The sequence below is a fragment of the Adhaeribacter swui genome (genome assembly GCF_014217805.1).
GTDB classification, from domain to species: Bacteria; Bacteroidota; Bacteroidia; order Cytophagales; family Hymenobacteraceae; genus Adhaeribacter; species Adhaeribacter swui.
On sequence record NZ_CP055156.1, the window covers coordinates 5,137,632 to 5,163,664 of the forward strand.

At 42.5% G+C, this 26,033-nt stretch carries 22 protein-coding genes and 1 tRNA gene; 12 read left to right on the plus strand and 11 right to left on the minus strand.

Features of this window, described 5'->3' with window-relative positions; translation table 11 throughout:
* Window positions 1-34 precede the first annotated feature (34 nt).
* The 3 genes from HUW51_RS21300 (at window position 35) to HUW51_RS21310 (ending at window position 2,909) form a co-directional block, all read left to right on the plus strand.
* A complete protein-coding gene (locus HUW51_RS21300) occupies window positions 35-1,333 on the plus strand; it encodes a DUF1015 domain-containing protein (RefSeq protein ID WP_185271620.1) in 1,299 nt (432 codons plus the stop codon).
* Window positions 1,299-1,868, plus strand: a complete 570-nt coding sequence (locus HUW51_RS21305; RefSeq protein ID WP_185271621.1) for a Maf family nucleotide pyrophosphatase — start codon at window positions 1,299-1,301, stop codon at window positions 1,866-1,868. The genes HUW51_RS21300 and HUW51_RS21305 overlap by 35 nt, the downstream gene beginning before the upstream one ends.
* A gap of 69 nt (window positions 1,869-1,937) precedes the next feature.
* Window positions 1,938-2,909, plus strand: a complete 972-nt coding sequence (locus tag HUW51_RS21310) for an aldo/keto reductase (RefSeq protein WP_185271622.1) — start codon at window positions 1,938-1,940, stop codon at window positions 2,907-2,909.
* Between the two features lie 326 nt (window positions 2,910-3,235).
* Here HUW51_RS21310 and HUW51_RS21315 read toward each other — a convergent pair whose 3' ends face one another.
* The gene (locus tag HUW51_RS21315; RefSeq protein WP_185271623.1) at window positions 3,236-4,015 is read right to left on the minus strand and encodes a DUF547 domain-containing protein; all 780 of its coding nucleotides are present in this window, start codon (window positions 4,013-4,015) and stop codon (window positions 3,236-3,238) included.
* 150 nt (window positions 4,016-4,165) lie between these two features.
* Window positions 4,166-5,128: a tryptophan 2,3-dioxygenase family protein gene (locus tag HUW51_RS21320; protein WP_185271624.1), complete on the minus strand. Its 963-nt coding sequence runs from the start codon at window positions 5,126-5,128 to the stop codon at window positions 4,166-4,168.
* Between the two features lie 405 nt (window positions 5,129-5,533).
* Here HUW51_RS21320 and sdaAB point away from each other — a divergent pair, with 405 nt between their 5' ends.
* From sdaAB to HUW51_RS21340, 4 genes are all read left to right on the plus strand, one after another.
* Window positions 5,534-6,211 carry an L-serine ammonia-lyase, iron-sulfur-dependent subunit beta gene (sdaAB, locus tag HUW51_RS21325; protein WP_185271625.1) on the plus strand — a complete coding sequence of 226 codons (678 nt, stop codon included), beginning with the start codon at window positions 5,534-5,536 and terminating at the stop codon, window positions 6,209-6,211.
* Window positions 6,211-7,704, plus strand: a complete 1,494-nt coding sequence (locus HUW51_RS21330; protein WP_185271626.1) for a TolC family protein — start codon at window positions 6,211-6,213, stop codon at window positions 7,702-7,704. Before sdaAB ends, HUW51_RS21330 begins: the two co-directional genes overlap by 1 nt.
* A 21-nt stretch (window positions 7,705-7,725) precedes the next feature.
* Entirely contained in the window at window positions 7,726-9,126 is a 1,401-nt protein-coding gene (locus tag HUW51_RS21335) for an efflux RND transporter periplasmic adaptor subunit (RefSeq protein WP_185271627.1), read from the plus strand.
* A 298-nt stretch (window positions 9,127-9,424) separates the two neighbouring features.
* Window positions 9,425-10,414 carry an NAD(P)H-dependent glycerol-3-phosphate dehydrogenase gene (locus HUW51_RS21340; protein WP_185271628.1) on the plus strand — a complete coding sequence of 330 codons (990 nt, stop codon included), beginning with the start codon at window positions 9,425-9,427 and terminating at the stop codon, window positions 10,412-10,414.
* Between the two features lie 70 nt (window positions 10,415-10,484).
* Here HUW51_RS21340 and HUW51_RS21345 read toward each other — a convergent pair whose 3' ends face one another.
* Window positions 10,485-12,038 carry a glycoside hydrolase family 43 protein gene (locus HUW51_RS21345; protein ID WP_185271629.1) on the minus strand — a complete coding sequence of 518 codons (1,554 nt, stop codon included), beginning with the start codon at window positions 12,036-12,038 and terminating at the stop codon, window positions 10,485-10,487.
* A 334-nt stretch (window positions 12,039-12,372) separates the two neighbouring features.
* Here HUW51_RS21345 and HUW51_RS21350 point away from each other — a divergent pair, with 334 nt between their 5' ends.
* Together HUW51_RS21350 and HUW51_RS21355 are read left to right on the plus strand one after the other, a co-directional pair.
* On the plus strand, window positions 12,373-12,876 hold the full coding sequence (locus HUW51_RS21350; protein ID WP_185271630.1) for a rhodanese-like domain-containing protein: 504 nt from the start codon (window positions 12,373-12,375) through the stop codon (window positions 12,874-12,876).
* Window positions 12,869-13,465, plus strand: a complete 597-nt coding sequence (locus HUW51_RS21355) for a TIGR04282 family arsenosugar biosynthesis glycosyltransferase (RefSeq protein ID WP_185271631.1) — start codon at window positions 12,869-12,871, stop codon at window positions 13,463-13,465. The genes HUW51_RS21350 and HUW51_RS21355 overlap by 8 nt, the downstream gene beginning before the upstream one ends.
* Before the next feature lie 170 nt (window positions 13,466-13,635).
* Here HUW51_RS21355 and HUW51_RS21360 read toward each other — a convergent pair whose 3' ends face one another.
* The 7 genes from HUW51_RS21360 to HUW51_RS21390 all read right to left on the minus strand — a co-directional run bounded on the left by HUW51_RS21360 (window position 13,636) and on the right by HUW51_RS21390 (window position 21,975).
* Window positions 13,636-14,160 carry a peroxiredoxin family protein gene (locus HUW51_RS21360; protein ID WP_185271632.1) on the minus strand — a complete coding sequence of 175 codons (525 nt, stop codon included), beginning with the start codon at window positions 14,158-14,160 and terminating at the stop codon, window positions 13,636-13,638.
* A gap of 76 nt (window positions 14,161-14,236) precedes the next feature.
* Window positions 14,237-15,016, minus strand: a complete 780-nt coding sequence (locus tag HUW51_RS21365) for an oxygenase MpaB family protein (protein ID WP_185271633.1) — start codon at window positions 15,014-15,016, stop codon at window positions 14,237-14,239.
* Window positions 15,017-15,257: 241 nt separating this feature from the next.
* On the minus strand, window positions 15,258-16,688 hold the full coding sequence (locus tag HUW51_RS21370; RefSeq protein ID WP_185271634.1) for a TolC family protein: 1,431 nt from the start codon (window positions 16,686-16,688) through the stop codon (window positions 15,258-15,260).
* On the minus strand, window positions 16,681-19,884 hold the full coding sequence (locus HUW51_RS21375) for an efflux RND transporter permease subunit (protein WP_185271635.1): 3,204 nt from the start codon (window positions 19,882-19,884) through the stop codon (window positions 16,681-16,683). The genes HUW51_RS21370 and HUW51_RS21375 overlap by 8 nt, the downstream gene beginning before the upstream one ends.
* Before the next feature lie 25 nt (window positions 19,885-19,909).
* On the minus strand, window positions 19,910-21,010 hold the full coding sequence (locus HUW51_RS21380) for an efflux RND transporter periplasmic adaptor subunit (RefSeq protein ID WP_185271636.1): 1,101 nt from the start codon (window positions 21,008-21,010) through the stop codon (window positions 19,910-19,912).
* Between the two features lie 182 nt (window positions 21,011-21,192).
* A complete protein-coding gene (locus HUW51_RS21385; protein WP_185271637.1) occupies window positions 21,193-21,618 on the minus strand; it encodes a hypothetical protein in 426 nt (141 codons plus the stop codon).
* A 284-nt stretch (window positions 21,619-21,902) separates the two neighbouring features.
* Window positions 21,903-21,975: transfer RNA gene (locus tag HUW51_RS21390), tRNA-Lys, on the minus strand.
* Between the two features lie 70 nt (window positions 21,976-22,045).
* On the opposite strand from HUW51_RS21390, the gene HUW51_RS21395 reads away from it, so the two are divergent.
* Window positions 22,046-22,780 carry an SH3 domain-containing protein gene (locus HUW51_RS21395; protein WP_185271638.1) on the plus strand — a complete coding sequence of 245 codons (735 nt, stop codon included), beginning with the start codon at window positions 22,046-22,048 and terminating at the stop codon, window positions 22,778-22,780.
* A 98-nt stretch (window positions 22,781-22,878) separates the two neighbouring features.
* Here the strand turns inward: HUW51_RS21395 and HUW51_RS21400 are convergent, their stop codons facing one another.
* Entirely contained in the window at window positions 22,879-23,697 is an 819-nt protein-coding gene (locus tag HUW51_RS21400) for an SDR family oxidoreductase (protein ID WP_185271639.1), read from the minus strand.
* A gap of 177 nt (window positions 23,698-23,874) precedes the next feature.
* Here HUW51_RS21400 and rlmD point away from each other — a divergent pair, with 177 nt between their 5' ends.
* The gene (gene rlmD, locus HUW51_RS21405) at window positions 23,875-25,227 is read left to right on the plus strand and encodes a 23S rRNA (uracil(1939)-C(5))-methyltransferase RlmD (RefSeq protein ID WP_185274624.1); all 1,353 of its coding nucleotides are present in this window, start codon (window positions 23,875-23,877) and stop codon (window positions 25,225-25,227) included.
* A gap of 82 nt (window positions 25,228-25,309) precedes the next feature.
* A complete protein-coding gene (locus tag HUW51_RS21410) occupies window positions 25,310-25,678 on the plus strand; it encodes a hypothetical protein (RefSeq protein ID WP_185271640.1) in 369 nt (122 codons plus the stop codon).
* Window positions 25,679-26,033: the final 355 nt, after the last annotated feature.

The following is a 26,033-nucleotide window of genomic DNA, read 5'->3' on the forward strand; positions in this document are numbered from 1 at the left end:
TTTTTTAAAATTTCTTCTACTTAAACCCAAAACTTTGGCCGAAATAATTCCGCTCCGGGGTTGGCGATACAACCAGGAACTGAGCAAAAACATACAGGATTTAACTTCTCCCCTTTTTGATGTGGTTTCGGTAAAACAACGGGAAGCTTTGTACCAAAATCCTTTTAACAGCATCCACCTATCGGTACCGCAAGGCATTGATCCGGCTCAGGAAGCAGCCGAACGCTTACAAAACTGGAAAACCGAAGGCATTTTGCGGCAAGATTACTTACCTGGCATTTACGTGTATTATCAGTATTTCCGGTTGCCGGGCTCCGACCAGGAATATTGCCGGAAGGGTTTTATGTGCCACATGCGGGCTTACGACTGGTCCGAAAAAGTTTTGCTCCGCCACGAAAACACCCTGCCGGCTTCGGTAAACGACCGCATTGCTTTGCTGGCAGCTACCCAAATGCAGGTAAGCCCCACGCATGGTTTATACACCGATCCGGATTTTATGCTGGAGAAGTACATGGACGAAGCCATACAAGCGCCGCTGCACGAATCAGAAGATTACCAGGGCGTGCGCGATGTGGTAGCCGTGATTCAAGACGCCCGGATAATTAAAGAATTTGTTAATACTTTAAAAGATAAACCGGTTTTGCTGGCCGATGGACACCACCGGTACGAGGGATCGTTGCAATACCGTAAGAGCCAGATGGCGGGCAACCAAAACCACACCGGCCAGGAGCCTTATAATTACCATTTTATTTATTTAACCAATACCGAGGCTTGTGCTGTGCGCATATTACCCACGCACCGGCTGGTAACCCAAATTTCCTTATCCAGCGAAGAATTTTTAAAAAATTTGGCTATTTACTTTACATTAACCGAGCTTTCGGATCCTTATGATTTAAACGAAATTATCGTGGGCAAACCGTGGGCTTTTGGCATGTATTTATACGGCAAGCCTTACAAAATACGGCTAAAACCCGAGGTACACGCGCAAATTAACTGGCAACTGCCAGATGTAGTAAAAGCCTTGGATTTAACGGTTCTGCATTATTTTGTTTTTGAAAAAATCCTGGGCATTGCCCAGGAAGCCCAACGCTATTCCGAGCAGATTCAATACATTCGTAATTTTGCCGAATGCCTGGCCCGGGTAGATCATGGCGAAGCTGCCGTGGCTTTTATTACCAATGCGGTAACCATGGAGCAAGTAAAAACCGTTTGTTATAGCGGCGCCTTAATGCCCCAAAAATCAACTTTTTTTTACCCTAAAGTTATTTCGGGCTTTGTATTTAGTTCAATCAAACAAAATGAATTTTACCTCGAAAATAGTGCTTGCTTCTAACTCGCCCCGGCGGCACGAATTATTAAAGAATCTAGGTTTAGATTTTTCGGTTCGCGTGAAAGACGTGGAAGAATCTTTTCCGGATTATTTAAAACGTGCAGAAATTGCCGAGTACCTGGCCAGCAAAAAAGCCGATGCGTACCTCCCGGATTTACAAGCGCAAGAAGTATTAATTACCGCCGATACCATTGTGTGTCTGGGAGACATGGTATTAAATAAACCTGCGGATGCATCGGAGGCGTATGCCATGTTGCAAGAGCTTTCCGGCAAAATGCACGAAGTATTTACCGGTGTTTGCTTACTATCTAGTACCAAAAAAGTAATATTGCACGATGTAACACGGGTATTTTTTAAAAATCTAACCCAGCAGGAAATCACCTGGTACGTACAAACCCAAAAACCTTTTGACAAGGCCGGGGCTTACGGCGCCCAGGATTGGATTGGCATGGTGGCCATTGAGCGCTTAGAAGGTTCTTTTTACAACGTAATGGGCTTACCGGTTCATAAATTATACACCGCTTTACAAAATTTTTAAATTTTTGTTTTACCAGAAACAGGGCATATCCTAAGATTTTACTTACTATATTATATATAAATAAAAATTATGGAATACAGAAGATTTGGTCGCACCAACTGGCAGGTCAGCGAAATTGGCTACGGCATGTGGGGCTTAGCCGGCTGGACGGGGTCCGACGACGATGAATCAAATAAATCGCTGGATTTATCCGTAGAACGCGGTTGTAATTTTTTCGATACAGCCTGGGGCTACGGCTCCGGCAGAAGCGAACAAATTTTAGGCAGTTTACAAAAAAGGTACCCGGACAAGAAGTTGTACCTGGCTACTAAAATTCCGCCGAAAAACTTTCAATGGCCCTCTAACCGCCAATCTAAACTGGAAGATTGTTTTCCCTACGACCACATTGTGGAGTACACCGAGAAAAGTTTAAAAAACTTAAATGTAGAAACTATTGATTTGCAACAGTTTCACGTGTGGGAAGATGCTTGGGCCGAGGATGAACGCTGGCAACGGGCCGTGGAAGATTTAAAAAAAGCCGGTAAAATTCAGGCCATGGGCGTAAGTGTAAATCGCTGGGAACCTAACAACGTACTAAATACACTGCACACCGGTTTAATTGAAGCGGTACAGGTAATTTATAATATTTTTGATCAGGCGCCGGAAGATCAATTATTCCCGTTATGCGAAAAGTTAGACGTGGGTATTATTGCCCGGGTGCCTTTTGATGAAGGAACTTTAACCGGAACCTTTACGAAAGAAACTACTTTCCCGAAAGATGATTGGCGAAGCACTTATTTTGTACCGGAAAATTTAATTTCCAGCGTGGAGCACGCCGATGCGTTAAAACCTTTGCTACCGGCCGGCATGAGCATGCCCGAAATGGCTTTGCGTTTTATTCTAAGTAATCCGCAGGTGGGCACCGTAATTCCGGGAATGCGCAAAGTTAACCACGCTGAAGCTAACCTGAAAGCCAGCGACGGCCAAGGCTTGCCGCAAGATTTACTTCATCAGCTAAAACAACACCGCTGGGACCGCGAACCCACCGCCTGGTCGCAATAGTAGTGAGTTGAAAAGTTGAAAAGTTTGAAGGTTGGAAAGTTGGAAAGTTTTGATTTAGGTTATTTTGCAAGAATCTAACTGACCGGTTAGTTAGATTCTTGCATTTAACTATTCTCCAACTCTCCTATCTACCGCCAGCTTGTAGCTGGTTGATACTAATAAGCGGAAGTTTTTAACTTACGGCCAGATGAAAACTGGCTAATATTTTCCGCTCCCTTTACATTGCATGAAGCTGGAAGCAGGTAAAACGCTAATTTTTTAACTGTTTACCTTATTTTATCTCTTCAAAAACTCACCTTTCAGGCGCTTGCTAGTTAGGTTAAGAATTACTCATTCAAATTCCAGTTATAAGGCAACGAACTTACCCGGGCATCCGGGTTTATTTTAATTGTAGAATATTGGTTGAGGTAAGCAATTAAAGATTTTTCGCGGGTGAAATCACCCTTAAACCAGCTAAATATTTTTGAAATCTGAACCTGATTGGTTTGTATTTTATTGCGGAAAGGATCATTGATAAAAATTTCGGCCTGATTGTTTAGCTGCGTATCTATATTAGCGGCGGTATACGCCTCACGTCGTAATTTGGGGCAGGATTGAGACGCGCACACAATTGCAAAATGAATGCGGGGTTCGGTAAAATCTTTTCTTAAAATACCATGCTCTATTTTGTTAAGGGTAAATGATTTATCCCCAATTTTAATAAAAGAAATATCCCAAACGGTATTCACAAAGGGGATGGCTAATTTATTACCAATATTTTTTATACTTTTTACGGGATAATGGCGCAACACTAGTTTCAAGGTAAACCCATTATAAGCATTTATCCAGTAAGCCAGTTTTTCGTTGGTGGTCCAGTTAGGCCCCGGCGGATTTTGAGAAAGTAATTGCAGGTATTGATTTAAAGAAGCACTATCCTGGAGCAAACCCCGGTAATTTACCCGGCCATGTTCGTCTACGTATTTTTGTAATAAACTGGTAAATAGTGCATGCGAAACCGGTTGGCTGTTGGTATTAAAGGTACTTTGCGGCTTAGAATCGCCAGAGGCAGTACATCCGGTTAAAAACAGAAAAGCCAGTAACAAAAGCAAATAAAATAATAACTGCATGAACGAATAATTGGCCAATCTGGGCGATAAAAGTAACAACTCCGGTAAGAACAGCTAGAAAATAAAATTTTTTAAAAATTCGGATTTACGTAAATGCTGTGAAGCGTAATAAATCCGTATTATATTATTTGCTATAAGTATTTTATATATTTATAATTCACTTAAAACTTTATCTACCCAGCCCTTGCCCCAATCAGCAATTTCTTGTTCGCTCCAGATTTCCGGAAAGAAAATGCGCTTTTGAAATTTAGGCGGTAAGTATTGTTGCCAGTTCGTACCGCCGGTGGCCGCTATGCTCCCTTTCTCGCTTTGTAAATAACGTACCGCCGATTTGTAATGCATCAAGGGCCAGTTTACGTTTACGTTGCTATCCAGTTCTTTTAGTTGCCGGATTAACTTGGGGTTTTGCTGATCGGCTTCGGGTAATCGTTTAACCACGGCCCATACGTTTTTGTTTTTATAATCCAGCGCCAGTTTTAATAAGGTCTCCGTGTATTTTGCTTCGAACTGCAATAAGGTTAAGGTTTTGGTACCGGAACCCAACTCAGTAGCACCTTCTTTCCAGTAAATACAACCCATCATTTCGTCCTGGCTGGCAGCCAGGCCCAAGGCTTTGCGTTTTTCTTTATCTACCAGGTTTTGCAAATCGGTGGAGCAAATTTCAATCATCCGGAACTGCACCGATTGAAAGCCGCTGGCCGGCATTAACGCCATCCGGAACTGCAGAAACTGGTTCGGATCCATGCCATCTACCATTACATCAAACGAATCAATTAAATTTTCGAAGTAGCGATTGATTCGTTTTAAACGTTGTATTAACTCCGGAAGGGCATCGGCCGGCAAATTGCCAATTTGTTCGTACTCGTTCAAGCAAAGCTTGAAGTACAACTCCGTAATTTGGTGATAAAGAATAAATATCTTTTCGTCCGGAATAGTTGTACGTGGCGTTTGCAGGCTTAACAAGGTATCCAGATGAATGTAATCCCAATAATTTAAAAAATCAGAATGATAGAGCCCTTCCAGGTAAGCGGCTAAATCCTGACCCAAGGCGGCATACTTTTCTTCTAATTTTTTTAGCTGCTCCAGTACTTTGGGTTCAAAATGAATGCTCATGTAAAAATCAGAGGTTGTGAATCCGTAAACTTAAGGCAAAATTTTTAATCTCCGGTTAAAGCGGGCAACCATAATAAAATAATTTGCATCTGCTTCTTTATTTCCGGTTCTAACGCTTGAAGTTTAAACTATTTGGGCTGGCATGCGCCTCACTTTCTCCTGGTTTATCTATACCGGGCATATTCCGGCCTCTGCTACTGCTTACTTGCAGATACGTTAGGCCCTTAAAATTTTAAAAAAGCGAGACGCTGAAAACCGGCTAATAATCCATCTGCATTATACAACTGGTTTACCCGGAAGTTGGGCCACCTGTCTCGGAAGCTAAATAAAAATCTGGAAATCTTTATTAATTGCTGGTAAACACTAAATTTGATGCGCTAAATGCACCCAAACGTTATTTACTAGATGGCGGAGAAAAGCAGTATTTTTGATATGATCGGGCCGGTAATGATTGGTCCCTCCAGTTCGCATACCGCTGGCGTGGTGCGCATTGCCCGAGCTGCTATACGCCTGTTAGGAGAAGCGCCCCAAACCGCCATTATTACTTTTTATAATTCTTTTGCCCGCACCTACGAAGGACACGGTTCCGACCGGGCCGTAATTGCCGGTTTACTGGATTTTGCCACCGACGATCCGCAGATTAAAAATGCTTTAGATCTGGCCGCCGGCGCCGGTTTAAAATACACTTTCCGGTCGGTGGGTAATGCCTCTACCCTGCACCCCAATACCATTAAACTAGAACTAACCGGAGCTACCAATCAGGTAGACGTAGTGGGCGAAAGCCGGGGCGGTGGGGTCATCAGCATTGTGGAAGTAGATGACTTTACTTGTGACTTTTCGGCTAATTTGCACACCCTCATCATCGACGCCGACGATGTAAAAGGCAGTATTGCGTTTATCGCCAACGTAATTGCCCACGACGATTGCAATATTGCCACCATGAACGTATCCCGGCGGGCTAAAAACGATTTAGCCCGGCATTTTATTCAGGTAGATACCGGCTTAAAACCCATTACGCTGCAGTACATAGGCCAGCTTAGTTGGATTAAAAAGTTAACTTACATTCCTAACATCGATTTATAATGGTAAATCAATCCAAAAAAATGCTTGTTGCCGGTATGCTGCTCACCGGTATGCTGGCTAATTACACCGGTCGAGCACAAGTGCAAAGTACCTCTCAAACCCAATCGCAACCGCAAAAAACTACCTGGACCTTACAAGAATGCGTGGAATATGGCTTAGAGCATAATTTGCTTTTAAAACAATCCGGCTTAAACCGGGAACTGGCATTTATAAACGCCAAACAAGCCCGTAATAACGTATTGCCTACTGTGGGGGCAAGTACTTCGTACAGCTTTAACTCGGGTTTAAATAATGACCCTACTACCGGGGTTTTGGTGAACAGCAATACCCGAACTAACAACATTCAGGTAAATGCCAACGTGCCGGTTTTTAATGGATTTCAATTGCGCAACTCCATTAAACAAACGTACCTGAATTACCAGGCTTCGCTTTCAGATTTAGAAAAGACTCAGAATGATGTGCTGTTAAACATTGTTTCGCAATACTTAGAAATAATATTGAGCGACGAATTATTAGCTGCCGCCAAATTGCAATTGGCCAGTTCTAAAGACCAGGCTGCCCGCACCCAAAAGCTTTTTCAGGCGGGTAGTGTGGCCGAAAACAACGTTTTTGAGATTAATTCCCAAATCGCTACCGACGAGGTAAGCATTATTAATGCCCAAAACCGGCGCGATATTGCGGCGGTTAACTTAATGCAATTGCTGGATTTGCAAAATTTACCTGATTTTAAAGTAGTAAAGCCGGACATTAAAGATCCGGATGAAGATGTTATTACTTTCAACGCCGATAATGTATTTGATGTAGCCCAGCAGCGCATGCCCGAAATTAAAGCGGCAGATCTACGGGCTCAAAGTGCATTGGTGGGCGTTAAAGTATCCCAGGGTGCCTTGCTGCCGCAATTATCCTTGGGTGGAAATTTTAATACGGCTCATTTTAACCTGCTGAAGGACCGGGTGGTAGATCAAGGGCCAGAAGTAACTACCTTAGCCACCGTTGGTTTTGTAAATGGCGACCCTAATTTACCAGTCACTACCGCCATTACCCGCAGACAGCCGGTGGTGGAAGATTATACATATTTTACCCAATTACAGGATAACCGCGGTATTGGGTTGTTTTTAAATTTAAGCATTCCAATCTTTAATGGCTTCAGTGCCCGAAACGGCGTGTTACGCTCAAAAATTAATCACAAGAATGCCGTTTTAAATACCGAAATTACCCGCAACCAGCTCCGGCAAACCATTCAACAATCATACGCCGATGCGGTGGCGGCGCAAAAACGATTTATTGCCATGAAAAAGCAGTTAGAATCGTTTCAGCTAACGTTCCGGAACGCCGAAATCCGGTTCAACAATGGGGTTCTCAATTCAACGGATTACAACGTGGCCCGCAATAACTTTACCCGAGCGCAACTGGATCTAATACAGGCAAAGTACGAGTACACCTTCCGATTAAAAGTTTTAGATTTCTATCAAGGTAAAAAAATAACTTTCTAGCTTATTTAACCCGCAACACTAATGGCGAAAAGAAAATCAAACCGCTTATTATATATATTAGGAGCTATAGCACTGTTATTAATAACGGGTCTGGCCGTGGCAAAAAAACAAGGCTGGATAGGAAAGCCTAACGGCGTAGAAGTAACGGTAGCCAAAGCCAAGCAAACTAAAATTATTGAAAAAGTAAGTGCCTCGGGCAAGGTGCAGCCCGAAGTAGAAGTAAAAATTAGTCCGGACGTATCCGGTGAAATCACGGAATTACACGTAAAAGAAGGCGACTCCGTGGTAAAAGGGCAATTATTGCTGCGTATACGGGCCGATAATTACAAATCGATGGTAGAAGCCCAGCAAGCCCGGGTAAATACCGAACGGGCTAACCTGGCCCAGGCCAAAGCGCAATTGTCGCAGTTAATTGCCAGCAGCACTAACATACGCCTAACCCACGAGCGGAACGTAGAATTGTTTAAGCAAAAAGTGATTTCGCAGGCCGATTTTGACCAGAGCAAAGCGCAGTACGAAGCCAGTTTACAGGAAATTGAATCGACGCGCCAGCGAGTCCGGGCATCGGAATTTAATTTAAAAAGCGCCCAGGCCAGCTTAAACGATGCCAACGAAAACCTCCGGAAAACCACCATTTACGCGCCCGTGAGCGGCACCATTTCTAAATTAAGCGTAGAACGTGGCGAACGGGTAGTAGGAACATCGCAAATGGCGGGTACCGAAATGCTCCGGATTGCCAACTTAAACTCCATGGAAGTACGGGTAAATGTTAACGAAAACGATATCATCCGGGTAGGTCTCGGCGATTCGGCCATCGTGGAAGTAGACTCCTACTCCAACGACGATACCAAGTTCCGAGGCGTAGTTACGGCCATAGCCAACACCGCTAAAGATGCCACCACCCTGGAGGCTGTTACCGAGTTTGAAGTGCGTATCCGGTTGTTAAGCGATTCTTACAATAATTTAAAAAAGAAACATGCTACTCCTTTCCGGCCGGGCATGACGGCTTCCGTGGATATTATTACCGAACAAAAAGACAATGTTTTATCGGTACCTTTAGCGGCCGTAACCACGCGCAACGAAAACGGCGAAGGAACCAACAACTCCGCGCCACCGGCCAATCAGCAAAACCAAAACCAGGACAACGCAAACAACAAAGCCAAATCTGATGCTGCCAACGACAAATTGAAAGAAGTAATTTTTGTGCAGGAAAACGGCAAAGCCAAAATGGTGGAAGTTAAAACCGGAATCAGCGATTTTGACAATATTGAAATTACCAGCGGCTTAAAACCCGGTCAGGAAGTAATTTCGGGTCCGTTCCGGGCAGTAACCTCTCAGTTAAAAAATGGTACGGCTGTTATTGTGAAAGATGAAAAATCTTTGAACAAAACAGGAGGCGATGAAAAAGAAGGTAATTCTTAAAAATTAAGCATAATTTAATTTCTGAAGGGTAGCTAATGGCTACCCTTTTTTATTGAACCAAATTAGTACCACCAGCTAAAGCTAGTGGCAATGCACTACTGATGGGAATACAAACACCTTCAATGTAAAGTAATTACAAGCCGGAAAATTTAAAATTTTAAAAAATTATTAAACGGTATACCCTGACTTTATGCTTTTGCAACTGGATTTTACAATTGGTAATTATTAAAAGTAAAAACCTTGTCCTAATTTTAGAACTTAATACATCTACTGGATACTATAACTTAAAACTAAATCCTTGGAAAGCGTAGCGGTAATTGGTGGCGGCAGTTGGGCTACTGCCCTGGTAAAAATAATTTCGGAAAACAAAAATCCGGTAAAATGGTGGTTCCGGCACGCAGCCGATGTAGCGCATTTACAAACTTACCGGCATAATGCCCGGTATTTAAGCGGCGTTACTTTCGACTTGCAGTTTGTAGAACCTTCTACGGATTTAGCAGCGGTTATTAAACAAGCAAAGTGGGTTATTTTAGCGGTGCCCGCCGCTTTTGTAGAATCGGTTTTACAGAATTTACCAGCAGATATTTTCTCGGGCAAGTTTTTGGTGTCGGCTATTAAAGGTATGATTCCCGAAAAAAACTGCCTGGTAACGGAATACCTACAAACAAATTTTAGGGTACCCATGAATCAGCAATGCGTAATTGCCGGACCTTGCCACGCCGAAGAAGTAGCCCTGGAAAAACAATCGTATTTAAGCATTGGCGCTTTAGATAAGGAATTAGCCGAAAGTTTTTGCGCTTTGCTGCGCAACCGGTACGTGCGGGCTACGCCGGTAGAAGATATTTATGGCATTGAATACTGCGCCGTCATGAAAAATATTATTGCGCTGGCCTGTGGCATTGCCCATGGTTTAAACTACGGCGATAACTTTCAGGCGGTGATGGTTTCTAATGCCATGCAGGAGATTGAAGCATTTTTGCAGGCCATCCACCCAGGAGCGCGTAATTTAAGCGGATCCGCGTACCTCGGCGATTTACTCGTAACCGCGTACTCCCAATTTAGCCGGAACCGTACTTTTGGTAATATGGTAGGCCGGGGTTATTCGGTAAAATCGGCACAGGTAGAAATGAACATGATTGCCGAAGGTTATTACGCCGTTAAAATTATTCATGAGCTGAATAAAAAGCTGCGGGTACCTATGCCTATTACTTCGGCCGCTTATAACATTCTCTACGAGCGCATTTCACCGCCCATAGAGATTGCCATCTTAAAAGAAAAATTTCACTAATTAATTTAAAACTGATTTAGATACCGGGTAAATTTTTTAAATTTTTATGATTTAGCTGACCCACATTTATTTAATCGTATTGCAGCAGAAGAGAACTTATTTTGCCGGCGCTGTTTTGTTTGCCACTTACGCTTAAACCTACCCGGGGAGCCCGGTCCCAGCGGGGTAAATACGAACTGTCTACATTAGGTACTTCCAGCGTGTTGGTTTTGCCGGCTTTGTGTTTCCAGGAAAATTGGTAATTCTTTCCTTTTTTGCTCCATAATGTCAGGTAAACGGGAGTTTTGTTATCCGGTAAAGATTGCTTTTTTAAAATTTTCTTGTTTCCGTCTTTTATCTGCCAAAGTTCCAATGACTCCTGGCTCACTCCAAATCCTAAGGCGTTTTTAGCATCGCCGTAAATACAAATGCTTTGTAAAACTTCTGCTTGGGGCACTACTTCGGTGGTAAAAGTATAAGTGCCTTTTTTAATTACCATGCCTAAAAAACTACCAACCGGTAATACGCTATTATTCTTGATTTGCAAATAGCCCTTGTTCACGGTATACGCTGGTAAGGGCTGGCTTACATCCCAAACCCAAGGAATATGCTGAGGTTTTTTTTTAAAATCTGCCGCTACATTCAGGTTTTGCTGCTGCACCACTTTTACTGGCGCTTCTGCTTGCACCGGCGTATTAATGCCGTATTTAAAAGTGGGCCAACCTGTGTTGTTATCCCAAACTAATTCGCTTAATACCCCCTGCCGACCGGCGTAAGTGAAGTCGGTGCCGTTGTAGGCGTGGTGCAGGTAAAAGTAGCGGTTATCCGGGGTAGTTACTACGGTGCCGTGGCCGGGACATTTCCAGTTTTCATCGCCTTTTAAAATGGGGTTACCGGAAAATTTTTCCCAGGGACCTTGTAATTTTTCGGCGCGGGCAATGCCTACCTGGTAATCACATTCGGGACCGCAGCAGGTATTGCCGGAATAGGTCATGTAAAAATATTTGCCTTTTTTAAATATAGCTTGTCCTTCGGCTCCGCCGGCTTCCCAGTTGTTCGGTTCGGCTTGCAACAAAGTAAATACATTGCCGGTATCTTTAAGGCCATCGGGGGTGAGCTCGCGGCCGAGTATCTGGATGGCTTTGCCTTTGTCCAGGCCATAGGCTTTCCAGGTAATATACAATTTACCAGCATCTTCCAACACAAAGGCATCAATGGCTTCGCTGGTCCATTCCAGTAAACAACCGTGATCGGTAAAACCTTTGCTTAAATCTTTGCTTGTGGCCACCCCAATGTAAGAACGCTGATCGGTTTTACGGCGCGCGGTGTAATACACAAAAAAAGTATTGTTGCGGTAATACAGTTCGGGCGCCCAATAACTGCCCATGGTCCAGTCGGGTAAACTTTTAAAAACCGGACCTACATACTGCCAGTTCACTAAATCTTTAGATTGATAAATGGGATAAGCCGGGCCCCATTCCGAAGAAGTGCCAACTGCGTAGTAAGTATTTCCTACCCGGATAACAGATGGATCAGCAAAGTCGCCCGCAATTACCGGATTTTGATACATACCCGGAGTTTTAGATTGCGCTATACTATTTAAACAAACAAAACTCAAAATCAGGCATATTAAATAATGCTTCATAGTGTAAGCGGTAAATAATTTTTTTTAAAATTTTGTTTTTGAAATGGGTTATTCCCGGAGCGAAACTAATTTAATTTTACTGGTTAGCCAATTCAGCCGTGGCACGCGTATGTTGGCTTTAACCCTTTTGGTTAATAATCAGAATCGTGTATACAAATTAAATTTTTATATTTTACTTTCGCCTGGCAATTTCAAACGCTTAAAAATCTGAAACTAATTACACATCCGCCAGTTTGATGCAGGAAAATTAAATAATCAGACTATTATTGTGAACCCACATGGCTACAGGCGCCCTGCAAAGGCAAGCACCGATGGCGGCGGACTACGGTATAAAATGAAAAAACTACTTTCGTTAGCGCAAATGCTTTTTACTTTAACCATACCCGGGTGCGGGCAAAATGCATTTGACCGGCAACTTAAATTATTATACAAACAAACGGTACCCCTCATTCAACCAGATCAACTTACAAGTCTTTACCAACAAAAAACGCCTTTTATATTACTGGATACACGCTCTCCGGCCGAATACGAGGTTAGCCACTTGCCGCAAGCCAGGTTTGTTAATTACAAACCTTTTACTTTATCTGAATTAGAGGATATAAATCCGAATATGCCGGTTATTCTTTATTGCTCGGTGGGGGTGCGGAGCGAAAAAATCGGGGAAAAGTTACAAGAAGCGGGTTTTAAGAATATTCGTAATTTGTACGGCGGCATCTTTACCTGGAAAAACCAGGGGCACCCGGTTGTAGATCGTTATAATCAACCTACCGAAAAAGTGCATGCCTATAACCGGGTGTGGGGCATTTGGCTGAAAAAAGGAATTAAAGTTTATGAATAAAAAACTGTTATTAATTTTTGTAAAAAATGCCGTATTGGGTAAGGTTAAAAGCCGTTTAGCAGCTACACTGGGTTCCGAAAAAGCGCTGGAAATATATCAATTACTTTTACAAAAAACCTTTGAAGTTACCGTGGCTTTGCCGGTAACAAAGGCCGTATATTACTCTGATTATGTAACCGAAGATTTATTTAAACCGCCGTATTACGAAAAGTACATTCAATCGGAAGGTGATTTGGGGGAGCGGATGCAAAATGCCTTTGCCCAAGCCTTTGCCGCCGGTTACGAGCAGGTTTGTATAATTGGCAGCGATTGCTTCGAACTCACCGAATCTATTATTGAACAAGCGTTTGAAAAACTAGCGCAGAACGATGTGGTGATTGGGCCGGCAGTAGACGGCGGTTATTACTTGTTAGGCCTTAAATCGATGCAGGAATCTTTTTTTAAAAATAAAAACTGGAGCACCGATACGGTATTGGAAGATACTTTAAACAATGTAAAAACAGCGGGCCAAACCGTAGCCTTACTGCCCCAATTAACCGACATTGATGAAGAAAAAGATTTAGTGACTATCCGTGGTTTAAATTTATAGTCACCGATAGCATAGAAGAAATTTAAAATATTTAAATTTTTAAAATTTACCGGTCTATTTTCCGGTTAATACCTTGCTGTTTGCACCCGCCTGTTCTCTAATAAAAAAGCTTTGGTTTACTGTACGAACTAGATAGTACTGTAAACCAAAGCTTTTTTTAAAAGTTTATTTTACAACAAAGGCAGGATATTATCCATGGGGGTTTCGCCCTTGAAAGCTTTTACCAATTTACCTTGCTCCGAATAAATAAAAATGGATGGCGCCGGTATTGCCCCAAATTCCTGCAGAATATTACTGTTCGGTGTTTGCGCATAAGATATGTTGGGCCCCGATAAATTGTATTTCATAAAAAACTGCTGCATTTGGTCCATGGGGGCCGGCGAAACAAAATACACGTTGTAATTGGCAAAGGCCGGTAAATGCTTTTGCATCTCGTTGGCCTCGCGCTGGCAATGCTCGCAGTCTGGTTCAAAGAAAATAATAATTGTTTTGCCTTTTAATTCCTTCGTAGAAAGTTTGGTCTGGTCGGGTTTGAGTAAAGGTAAATTGGGTAAATCGTTTTGGAGCGCCAGGGGGGCACTGGCTTGCACCGGTGTGTTGGTGTCTTCTTCTAATACGGTTTGTTTACGACTCACAAACATCCATCCTACAATTCCGGCAATTACAATTATAATCAATAATACTTTTTTATTCATTTTAACAAGTATAGGTGTTGGGCAATAAACTTATAAAGCTTTTGTATAAATACAATACTTCTGGTTCATCAAAACTTTAAAAAACTTTGGAGTAGGTAGGCGCTTTATCTAAATCCCGGATTTGCGCCCAGTAGGCCGGGGGCAAAATACTTTTTTTTAAAATTTCGTCCAATTTTAAAATCCGGCTAAATTTATACAGCGCCACTACCGGCTTTAACAAAGCAGTTTTACCCGGAAATAGCATGGTTTTTACCCGCAGCGGTACAATTAAAAGCTGTCCTTGTTTTAGTAAATAAAAGCGAAACAAACCTAAATGTTTTTGGTATTGGCGATACAAATCCGTGGTAAAATTACTAATCATTAAATCTTGCTGCAGATGATCTTCCCGCATCATTAGCCACTCCGGGTAATTTTCGGGTAAGTTTTTAATTTGCATCCGTTGGCTTACCTGCAAAAAAACCGAGCATACTTCTGCTTTCTCTTTTTGGGTTAAGGGGCGGTGCATTAATTCATGAGCTCGGATAGAGTAATCTATCAGCATAAACAAAACATCACGGTAAGCCCAATCTGGTATTTTAAAGCCTCGTTTCGCTTCCACGGCAGCGTGGATAGCAGCCATTTTATCAATAGTTTTAAGCGCATCTTCTTTCTCCGAAAATACGATTAAGCGTGCATACGCCACCGTTGAAAATAGACGGCCGAGCGGATCAGCAGGCAATCGTCCCGTGAAGTACAGCCAATCTACAGCTTTGTTTAAAGCGAACTCCGCCGCGGCACCCGCAAAAATAAACAAAATGGTATCGCTGTTCCCCCAAATCTGCCGAACTACCGAACCTTCCGCTACAAAATACTTCATGCTACTAAAACGCTTTTGCCGGTATGATTGTGTTGTGGAAAATAAAATTTTTAAAATTTAACATTTTAACCACAATCGGATTCTTGATTAATGGCAAAACGAAAGAAAAGCATTTATAAAAAGTTGGGCCAATTTAATTTACTTCGGAATTGCCATTTTTAATGATACAAAAAAAAGCCGCTTTACTTTATGCAAAGCGGCTTTTTAACCTGCTAAACAGGCAAATATAATCTACCCGTAATTAATTCCAGCCACCACCTAAGGCGCGATAGATATTAACCATGGCATTCATTTGCTGCATTTTGGTTTCTACTAAATCAAACCTTGATTCTAAAGCATCCCTCTGCGTCATTAAAACTTCCATGTAATCGGCCCGGGCCGAAGTAAACAACGTATTGGATATATCTATCGACTGGTTTAAAGCTTCTACTTCTTTCGCTTTTAAATCATAACTTTTTTCCAGGTTATTGATTTTAGCCAGTTGATTAACTACCTCCATGTTCGCGTTTAAAATGGTACGCTCGTAATTGTATACGGCCTGAATTTGTTGCGCATTGGCACTGCTGTATAATGATTTAATCGCATTTCTGTTCACCAATGGCGCCGCCAAATCGCCGGCTAAAGTATAGAGCAAAGATTCTGGCTTAAACAAATAAGTTGGGTTAAATGCCTGATACCCTATTCCGGCCGAAATACCTAACGATGGATAGAACTGCGCTTTTGCAATTTTAACGTCTAGCTTGGCCGCCGCTAAGTTTAATTCGGCTTTTTTAATATCCGGACGATTAAATAGCAATTGCGCCGGAATACCTGCATGAACGGCATTTGGTACTAAATCTACAAAACTTTGCGTAGTCCTTGCCACCGGCTGCGGGTACCGACCCACTAAAAAGTTAATCCGGTTTTCGGTTTCAGTAATTTTTTGTTGGATGTCGTACTGCAAACTTTGGGTATTGAGCACCTGCGCCTGAAACCGCCGCACCGCCAGCTCCGTTACCCGGGTGGCTTCTTTCTGCAGTTTTACAATTTCCAGGGCATTGCTTTGCAATTTAATATTCTGCTGCACAATGGCTAACTGGTTGTCCAGGGCCAGCAATTCGTAATACGAATTAGCAATTTCGGCAATCAGATTGGTCACCATAAAGTTCCGGCCTTCAACACTGGCTAAATACCGGCTTACCGCGGCTCTTTTAGCATTGTGCAGCTTATTCCAGATGTCTATTTCCCAGTTAGCATAGGCGCCCACTAAAAAATCTGGCAAGGGTTCGGGCATTTCTTTTTCCGGTTTAATTTCGGTGGTAGCTTCCATTGCCCCGATATTGGTAAAGCGCGCTACCTTATCCAGACCGGCTCCGCCTCTTATACCCACAAATGGCAAGTACTCCCCTTTTCTGGCGCGTATTTCGTTCCGGGAAATAGCAATCTCCTGCAGCGTAATATTTAGTTCCTGGTTGTGCTGCAGTGCGGTATCAATGAGCGCCGTCAGGTTGGGATCGGTGAAAAATTCTTTCCAACGCAATTTTGCGGTATTCACCGTATCCTGCGAGTTGCTGTAACTCGCAGGCATTGTTGTGTTGGCATTTTTTTGTACTAAATTCGGCAAACTACAAGCCGTATAGGACAGGGAAATAAAAGCTATTCCCACCCATTTTAAAAATTTTTTATTACGCATGGTTTTCACTTTCTTCTAAGAGGGGAAATTTGTCAATGGAATGAACGTAGTCTTCGGTTAATGGTGACTCTTCTTCATCTCTGATTAGATGACGGCCATCGGCCAAATGACCAAAAATGTAATACAGACCAGGCACAATAATTACCCCGAATACCGTTCCGAAGAACATACCACCCAAGGCAGATGCACCAATAGTCCGGTTACCAATAGCTCCTGCGCCCGTAGCAATAATTAATGGTATCAAACCAGCAATAAAGGCGAAAGAAGTCATCAGAATTGGCCGGAAACGTACCTTTGCCCCTTCAATGGCGGCATCGAAAATAGTGGCTCCCTCCTGTCGCTTCTGCACCGCAAATTCCACAATAAGCACGGCGTTTTTACCGAGCAACCCAATTAACATGATGAGCCCTACCTGGGCATAAATGTTATTTTCCAGGCCCATTAATTTGAGTAGCATAAAGGAACCAAACACCCCTACCGGCAACGAAAACACTACCGCCAACGGAATTATAAAGCTCTCGTACTGGGCGGCCAAAACAAAGTACACGAAGGCCAACACAATCAGGAACACATACAGCGACTCATTTCCTCGAATGGACTCGTCATAGGATAAACCTTCCCAGGCAATATCGTAGCCTTTAGGTAAAGTAGTGGCAGCCACTTCCTGGATAGCGTGAATAGCATCGGCGGTGGTATATCCTTTAGCTGGTAAGCCTTGGATGGCAGCCGAGTTGTACAGGTTAAACCGGGTAATTTCGTTGGGTCCCTGCCCTTTTACCAACTTCATGAAGGAAGAGTACGGCACCATTTCGCCGGCATCATTTTTTACATAAAGCTTTAATAAATCCGAAGGCAATCTTCTGAATTTAGGATCAGACTGGACGTAAACTTTAAAAAACTGGTTAAACTTAATGAAGCCTTGTTCATAGGTACTACCAATTAAAATGTTCAGGTTGTCCATGGCTTTTCCAATAGATACCCCTTTTTGCATGGCCAGATTATTGTCTATCTGCAATTCATACTGCGGGTAGTTAGCCGCGAAAAAGGTAAATAAACCGGCAAGTTCTGGCCGCTTCCGCAGATTATCCATAAATTCCTGGTTCACTTTATCGAACTCGTGGTAGTCGGTATCCGAATTTTTATCCAACAAACGCATAGAAAAACCACCGGATGAACCAAAGCCCGGAATAGCTGGTGGTTCAAAAAACTCGATTACCGCACCCAAACCTTTGGATTCTTCTTCCAGTTCTTCCATGATTTCTTTCACGTTGTGCTTGCGTTGCGACCATGGTTTTAAGTTAATTAAACAAGTTCCCGCGTTAGAACCGCGGCCCTCGGTCATAATTTCGTAACCGGCCAAAGAAGATACCGATTCTACCCCATCTATCTCTTCGCATATTTTCTGAAGTCTTTGCGAAACCTGGTTGGTTTTTTCCAGGGTAGAGCCGGGCGGGGTTTGAATAATAGCATAAATGGTACTCTGGTCTTCGTTAGGGATAAAGCCCGCCGGTAAAATTTGATTTTCGTAGAAAATACCGGCTCCAAAGGCCAGTAAGATTCCAAAAGTAAGCCACCTGCGGCTAACCATATGTCTTAATAAGCCCACGTATCTGCCGGTGAGTTTATCAAATCCCCGGTTAAAGCTATCAAGTGCCCGGGTAAGCAGATTCCTCTTCTTGGCGTGCCCATGATGATTTTTCAATAACATGGCGCATAATACCGGAGTAAGGGTAAGCGCAATTAAGGCCGAGATAACAATGGAGCTGGCCATGGTAATAGAAAACTGCCGGTAAAAAGTACCAACTGGTCCGGACATAAACGAGATAGGTAAAAATACGGAAACCATTACCGCCGTAATCGCGATAATCGCACCGCTGATTTCGCCGAGTACTTTCTTCACGGCGCTGTACGGAGACAGGTGCGGCTCTTCTTCCATTTTTGCGTGAACTGCTTCCACCACCACAATCGCATCATCCACCACAATACCAATGGCCAATACTAAAGCAAACAAGGTTACTAGGTTAATGGAGAGGCCAAAAAACTGAATAACAAAGAATGCCCCGATTAAAGATACCGGCACCGCCAGAATCGGAATTAAGGTAGAGCGCCAATCGCCCAAGAAAATAAACACCACAATGGCTACCAGAATAAAGGCATCTCGTAAAGTATGCAGTACTTGCTCGATAGAAGCATCCAGGAATTTAGAAACGTCATAGCTGATTTTATAATCCATGCCCGGAGGGAAAGAACCTTTCATATCCTCGAGTTTGGCTTTTACTTCATCAATTACCTCGCTGGCATTACTACCGTAGTTCTGGCGTAGTACAATAGCCGCCGAAGGGTGACCATCCAGGTTAGAGTAGATATCAAAGAATTCGCTGCCCAGTTCTACCGTTGCTATATCTTTTAAATGGATGCTTTCGCCTTCGGCATTGGCCCGGACAATTACATTTTCATACTCTTTTGGTTCGTTGTATCGGCCCTTGTAAGTGAGCACATATTCCAACGACTGGGCTGCAATTCCGGAGCTTTGACCTAACCGGCCAGGGCGACCAATAATACTTTGCTCGCCTAAAGCCTTCATTACTTCCTCAACCGAAATATTATAAGCCCGCATCCGATCGGGGTTTAACCAAATCCGCATGGCATACCGGCGGCTACCTAAAATTTGCGCCCGGGCAACCCCTTTGGTACGTTGAATTTCCGGGATCATTTTAACGGTAGCGTAGTTGAACAAGAATTTCTCATCCATACTCTTGTTTTTCGAGTACAGGTTAACGTACATCAACATACTAGGCTGAATGGGTGTAATTACCACCCCTTCCCGCTGTACCAATTCCGGTAATAGCGGCATCACCTGGTCTACCCTGGTTTTTACCCGGATTACCGCATCGTTGGGATCGGTACCTGGTTCGAAAATAATCCGGAGGGTAGCTTCCCCGGCACTGGTGGCATCGGTAGCAATATAGCGCATATCCTGTACCCCATTGATGGCCTGTTCCAGGGTAATTAAGGTAGATTTAACCAGTACATCGGCACTGGAACCGGGGTAAGCGATAAAAATATTAACAGTAGTGGGGGCAATATCTGGAAACTGCGAAATTGGCAATTTTTTAATCGCCAAAGTTCCCACGAAAACGATCATGACCGATATTACAATGGCGAATACGGGCCGGCGTATGAACTTGCTAAACATGTTTTTTGCTTTTTCGGATGCTTGATTATTCAGCGTATAGCTCTAGTTGAGCAATCGCCGATTGGGGCTCCATGAATTTGTAATTAATTTTTTCGTTTTCCCGCACCAGGCGTAAGCCTTCCAGCAGAATCTTGTCATTTTCTTCTAATCCTTTTTGTACCACGTAGATGTGCGGTAATTCGGCAGCTATTGAAATTTCCCGGGAACGTAATACATTGTTTTTATCCACAACGTACACGTACTTTTTATCCAGTACTTCAAAGGTGGCTTTCTGCGGAATTAATAAGGCATTACTCATCGGCACTTCCATTAAAATGTTGCCGGTTTCGCCGTAGCGCAATAAACCTTTAGGATTAGGAAAAGTGGCCCGGAAAGCAATGTTGCCGGTTTCATTGTCAAAGTTTGCTTCTATGGTTTCTACTACCCCCGGGTAATCAAACATTTTATTATTTGCCATTAACAGCTTTACTTTGGTTTGACTATCATTTTTGGGCAAAGATTTATAATCCAGGTACTCGGCTTCCGGCACGTTGTAATAAACCCACATTTTGCTGTTATCAGAAAGCTCGGTTAACAACTCACCTTCTTCCACGAGGCTACCCGGCCGAACGTGAAAGCGGTCGATGATGCCACTAAAAGGAGCCCGGATTTCGGTGAACTGCAAATGCACTTTGGTTAAAGCCAGTTCGGCTTTTGCCTTATCTAATTTGGCTTTAGCCATGGCCAGCTCATTCGGGGCTACTACTTTACTTTCGGCCAATTTTTTAGTATTCTGGTATTCAATTTCCGCGAAGCTGGCCTCGGCCTGGGCTTTTTGTTGCTCTGCTTCGTACAGGTTAGGCATTATTTGAAATAATAATTGCCCTTCGTTAACAAATTGACCTTCGTCCACATAAATTTTTTGCAAGTAGCCTTTCTCCTGGGCTCTTAATTCTATGTGGCGGATGGAGCGAATCTGACTAACATATTCTTTGGTTAACAGGGTGTCTTTCTTGAAAGGGCTAGTAACTAAAAAACTCGCCTCTTTTTCACCCTCTGCTTTTGCTTTTTCTGAATGACAGCTAGTTTGGCAAAACAGGGCAACCAGGCCCATGACAAGGAGCATGGGCATGAAATTTTTTTTCATGATGAATGTTGATTTTTAAAAAGTAAGGATTACTTAAAATTGTTTAAGGGGTGCGCCTGATTTAGAAACAGGCTTACCTTTGTCTTTAGCTTAGCGCTATTAAGATTTTGGTTTAACTAAGTTGTATTAACTAAATAAAGAAATAGGGAAAAGTAAGGCGGAGTGCCTTAATAGAATTTAGATCATATCCGGATAACCCGGAACAGGAGAAACCACTTATAAGCGGCAAAATAAACGGAATGCTTACAAGTAGGTAAGCGCTTTTTAAAGAAGAGGGCAAAATAACCAAAGGCCAAGATGTAGAAGAGCGAGGTAAAGTAATTATTATGCGCTAAGAACTTTTTAAACGAAATCCATTCGTGTTTCTCTTCTTCTATTTCGGAGGCTACCATTTTACAGCTTTCGCTTTCTGTACCAAATAGCCTTGCTTTAACAATGAGGGAGTGAAAATCGGAGGTAGTGCCCAAACTGGTTTGCTCCGATTTAACTACAGATTTTTGGGAAGAATGGCAAATACACTCCTGATAGCTACGCGCATACAGATTACCATACACACTTAACAGGAGTATACCGAGGCTTAAAATATATTTTAATAACGCCTTTGTCATTCTAAAGACAAAATAAATTTTTGCTGGATTAAATGGTAAACGGATAACATAGTACAAAATCTATGTTATTCAAATTTTATTCCATTTAATTGCAAATATTAGATTTATATTAAGTAAAACAATAAATCTTTTAAAAATTTTTATTTACCGAAGATGCGATAATTAAACTCTAAATAAATTAGCTAACCCCTTAAGTAAAAATTGAGTTCACAGAAAGTAAAAATAAGAAGCTTAAAACCAAAAAAAGCCTGGTAAGTAAACTTTACCAGGCTTTTTATTTTTTGTGATCCCGCTGGGATTCGAACCCAGGACCCATACATTAAAAGTGTATTGCTCTACCAGCTGAGCTACGGAATCTTTTTATTATCTTTACAACCGGGAGATATTTCCCTGAATTGCGATGCAAAACTAAGGGAGAATTTTTAGAATGCAAAATACTTGGGCTAAATATTTACTGATATTTTTCGTTTTTTTTATTGGCTTAACTCAACCGGTTTATAGTCAGGAATATAATTTTCGGGTTGCAACGGCAGATTCTTTATTTAATCAAAAGAAATATTTAGAAGCTTTCTCGGTTTATGAGAATATACTGGTAAAAGATCAACAATACTCTCCGACCATGCTTTTAAAAATGGCTTTTATTAAAGAAGGTTTGCGCGATTTTACCGGAGCTATGTATTATCTGCATTTGTATTACTCCAAAACTCCCAACCGCGCGGTATTACGTAAGATGGAAGAATTAGCCCAAACTCACCAGCTTACCGGCTACGAATACGGCGATTTGCAGTTTTTTAAAACGCAATTCCGGAAATTTTACCTCGATATTCTAGAAGGGCTTTTAATAGTGGCCGTGGTAGTTATTACTTTTACTTTTTTGCGCCGCAAAACAAAACCGGTGCGTAAATCTTTTAAAATTGGCTTTACGCTGTATCTGGGTTTTATTTTTTACTATATCAATTACCTCGATTTTGGCCAGGAAGGCATTATCCGGTATAACCGGATACCTATAATGTCCGCCCCTTCCGCCGGAGCGGAATGGGTAGCAACCGCCGGAGCCGGACACAAACTAAAATTAATCAGCGAAAAAGATATCTGGTACGAAGTATTCTGGAAAAACCAGCGGGCGTATATCCGGAAGCAGAATATTTTACTTTTGCCTTAGTTCGGTTAGACTTAATTTTTAAAAAATTTTAAAATCTGCCCCTATAACTATAGTGCATGGTACGTATTTTAAGAAGGTAAGCAACCGCTGCCTCGGAGCTATTTATTTATGGTTTTAAACGGCGAGTCTTTTTCTTTGGCCATTACATTATAAACTAGTTTGTCGGTTAAGCCGGGAAGCCATTTATTTAAAAATACGGTTAATTTTCCTTGGGCCGTCATTACTACTTCGCGCTGCCGCTTTTGGGTTGCTTTTAATATCCGGTTGGCTACTTCTTCGGCCGTCATCATTTTTTCTTCGGCCCTGGGCGATTCGCCTTGCACGTTGCCATTCGCATTTAAAGCTGTATTGCGAATATTGGAAGCCGTGAAACCCGGACAAGCCACCATCACGTGCACCCCCTGGTGCATTACCTCGGTACGTAAAGCCTCTAAAAATCCCTGCATGGCAAATTTAGAAGCCGAATAGCCGGTGCGGCCCGGTAAACCTCGGTAGCCCGCAATAGAAGATACCCCAATAATGGAGCCCTTGCTTTTTAAAATATAAGGCAAAGCGTACTTGGTTACGTAAACAGTTCCGTAAAAATTAATATCCATTACTTGCTTAATTACTGCCAAATCCAAGTCCTGAAATAAAGCCCGCATGGAAATACCGGCATTGTTAATTAGTACATCTAACCCGCCAAACTGCGCTAGGGTGGCTTGAATTAATTGTTGCGCCTCCGCTTCTATACTTACATCGCTTTTTACCGGTAAGTTTACGATACCGTGCTGGGTTAATTCGTCGGCGGTTAATTTTAGTTTTTGGGCATCGCGGCCGGAAAAAACAATTTTTGCCCCAGCCTGGCCAAAAGCCATAGCACAAGCTTTACCAATTCCGGAAGTTCCTCCCGTAATAATTACTACTTTATCTTTCATCTGGCTGTATTTACACTAAAACAAAGGTAAAATATCTAAAACAAACCCATCGGGTTTTTACCTCAACTCCCGATTAATTCATTCAAATTTTTTGCCTCCGGTAAAACTGCTTAATTTTGCCGTACTGTGAAAAAAAATAAAAATTTACCTGTTATTACCAATCTCCGGATTGAGGAAATGGTTGCTGAAGGCAATTGCCTGGCCCGGCACGAAAACCGGGTGGTATTTGTAAAAGGCGTAGCTCCCGGCGATGTGGTGGATGTGCGGATTACCAAGCAAAAGAAAAGTTTCTGGGAGGGCACTCCCATCCGGTTTGTTTCTTATTCTGATTTACGGGTGGAACCGTTCTGCGAACACTTTGGAATTTGCGGCGGCTGCAAATGGCAACACATCAGCTACGATACGCAACTGCATTACAAGCAAAAACAAGTTAAAGATAACCTGCAGCGAATTGGTAAATTAGAACTACCAACCATAGACCCCATTAAGGGATCCGATAAAACAACTTATTACCGCAATAAGCTGGAGTATACTTTTACGGACAATGCCTGGCTGACCACGGAACAAATTAAATCGGGTAACGAGTTCGACCGCGATGCATTAGGTTTTCACATACCAGGCAGGTTCGATAAAATACTGGATATCAAACATTGTTATCTGCAAGCCGAACCATCCAATGGTATCCGGTTATCTGTGAAAAAATACGCTAAGGAGCACCAACTTGAGTTTAATAACTTATACCGGATAGAGGGCTTTTTGCGGAACCTGATTATCCGGACGGCAAATACGGGCGATTTGATGGTGATATTACAGGTGTACCACGATGACCAGGAAAAAATTACGGGTTTACTCGACTTTTTGCACCAGGCTTTTCCGCAGATAACTTCGTTGCAGTACGTGGTAAACAACAAAGGCAACGAAACCTTTCATGATTTAAACGTAATTTGTTATAAAGGCGAACCTTACATTCACGAAGAAATGGAAGGTTTGCGATTCCGGGTAGGTCCTAAATCGTTTTATCAGACCAACTCCGAACAAGCCTACGAATTATACCGCTTAACCCGAGAAATGGCCGCTTTAACGGGCTCCGAGCTGGTTTACGATTTATACACCGGCGCCGGCACCATTGCCAACTTTGTGGCCCGCCATTGCCGTCAGGTTATCGGCATTGAGTATGTACCCAGCGCCATTGAAGATGCTAAGTTAAATTCGGCCATTAATAATGTGAGCAACACGCAATTTTACGCCGGCGATTTAAAAGACGTACTTACAGCGGAGTTTGTGCAGCAACATGGTAAACCCGAGGTAATCATTACAGATCCGCCCCGGGCCGGCATGCACCCGGATGTAGTAGCCCGTTTGCTGGAAATTAACCCCCAACGTATTGTTTATGTAAGTTGTAACCCAGCCACCCAAGCCCGCGACCTGGAATTATTATCCGAAAAATACACGGTTACCCGGGTACAGCCCGTAGATATGTTTCCGCAAACCCACCACGTAGAAAATATTGTGGCGCTGGAAGCTAAGTAAAACCTTGCTGTTCCAGAAATAAGAAATATTTAAAATTTAAAATTCCATAAGTTATTTAGGAGTAAGATATTTAAGAAGTAATATGCAGAACGATCCCGAATTGAATGGCAAGTACTTGGGTACCATTACGCAAGATTTTGCCGTGGTTGCCGACACGCTCAAAGAAGCTTCTTATCAAATCCGGAAGCGCAATATTTCGCCGTACCCTATTTTTGTGTTTACTAAAGAAGCCACGCCTATTGGCTCTTTGCTGATTAACGCCGACGAGCTAGCCTTGCAGTGGCACATTTATGCTTCTTACCTGGACGACTTTGTTGGCCGCAAAATTATTGCAATGGATAAAATAGAAGATTTTCAGCAAGCCTATAAGAACCCGGATGAGTTTTGCTGCCTTTTTGTGGTAGATGTGGAGTTTACCAATTTTGTTTTTATTCCCTTCCCGGAAGATTAATGAAGATTAATAGAAGTTAATTGGTAATAGATTTAAGACTTGCACCGCCCACTAGAATCTGTTTTAAAATTCAGGGTACGCGGAGTATAATCTAAATTAACGAGAGTTCGAAATAAGCATATAAGAACTTAAAGAACGTACTTGTTACCTATTCCAGTCATTGTGCAAGAATCTAGCCAGTTGTTAACCGATTAGATTCTTGCACAATGACGGACTTGGAGTTGAATAAAGCGCTACGTTCCTCTTAGATCGAGTTCACATTGATTTAAGGGAGGCGAAAAGATAAATCATTCGGAATAGGTACTTATTTTCTACAGATCCCGACAAATCAGCATTGTGTTTTGTTTAATTAGCA

Excerpts from the sequence above, each read along its gene's own strand:
- HUW51_RS21310 (WP_185271622.1), top strand. The coding sequence starts at position 1,938 with ATGGAATACAGAAGATTTGGTCGCACCAACTGGCAGGTCAGCGAAATT.
- HUW51_RS21345 (WP_185271629.1), bottom strand. The coding sequence starts at position 12,038 with ATGAAGCATTATTTAATATGCCTGATTTTGAGTTTTGTTTGTTTAAAT.
- sdaAB (WP_185271625.1), top strand. The coding sequence starts at position 5,534 with ATGGCGGAGAAAAGCAGTATTTTTGATATGATCGGGCCGGTAATGATT.
- HUW51_RS21330 (WP_185271626.1), top strand. The coding sequence starts at position 6,211 with ATGGTAAATCAATCCAAAAAAATGCTTGTTGCCGGTATGCTGCTCACC.
- HUW51_RS21355 (WP_185271631.1), top strand. The coding sequence starts at position 12,869 with ATGAATAAAAAACTGTTATTAATTTTTGTAAAAAATGCCGTATTGGGT.
- HUW51_RS21360 (WP_185271632.1), bottom strand. The coding sequence starts at position 14,160 with ATGAATAAAAAAGTATTATTGATTATAATTGTAATTGCCGGAATTGTA.
- HUW51_RS21370 (WP_185271634.1), bottom strand. The coding sequence starts at position 16,688 with ATGCGTAATAAAAAATTTTTAAAATGGGTGGGAATAGCTTTTATTTCC.
- rlmD (WP_185274624.1), top strand. The coding sequence starts at position 23,875 with ATGGTTGCTGAAGGCAATTGCCTGGCCCGGCACGAAAACCGGGTGGTA.
- HUW51_RS21305 (WP_185271621.1), top strand. The coding sequence starts at position 1,299 with ATGAATTTTACCTCGAAAATAGTGCTTGCTTCTAACTCGCCCCGGCGG.
- HUW51_RS21350 (WP_185271630.1), top strand. The coding sequence starts at position 12,373 with ATGAAAAAACTACTTTCGTTAGCGCAAATGCTTTTTACTTTAACCATA.
- HUW51_RS21385 (WP_185271637.1), bottom strand. The coding sequence starts at position 21,618 with ATGACAAAGGCGTTATTAAAATATATTTTAAGCCTCGGTATACTCCTG.
- HUW51_RS21375 (WP_185271635.1), bottom strand. The coding sequence starts at position 19,884 with ATGTTTAGCAAGTTCATACGCCGGCCCGTATTCGCCATTGTAATATCG.
- HUW51_RS21400 (WP_185271639.1), bottom strand. The coding sequence starts at position 23,697 with ATGAAAGATAAAGTAGTAATTATTACGGGAGGAACTTCCGGAATTGGT.
- HUW51_RS21380 (WP_185271636.1), bottom strand. The coding sequence starts at position 21,010 with ATGAAAAAAAATTTCATGCCCATGCTCCTTGTCATGGGCCTGGTTGCC.
- HUW51_RS21410 (WP_185271640.1), top strand. The coding sequence starts at position 25,310 with ATGCAGAACGATCCCGAATTGAATGGCAAGTACTTGGGTACCATTACG.
- HUW51_RS21315 (WP_185271623.1), bottom strand. The coding sequence starts at position 4,015 with ATGCAGTTATTATTTTATTTGCTTTTGTTACTGGCTTTTCTGTTTTTA.
- HUW51_RS21365 (WP_185271633.1), bottom strand. The coding sequence starts at position 15,016 with ATGAAGTATTTTGTAGCGGAAGGTTCGGTAGTTCGGCAGATTTGGGGG.
- HUW51_RS21335 (WP_185271627.1), top strand. The coding sequence starts at position 7,726 with ATGGCGAAAAGAAAATCAAACCGCTTATTATATATATTAGGAGCTATA.
- HUW51_RS21320 (WP_185271624.1), bottom strand. The coding sequence starts at position 5,128 with ATGAGCATTCATTTTGAACCCAAAGTACTGGAGCAGCTAAAAAAATTA.
- HUW51_RS21395 (WP_185271638.1), top strand. The coding sequence starts at position 22,046 with ATGCAAAATACTTGGGCTAAATATTTACTGATATTTTTCGTTTTTTTT.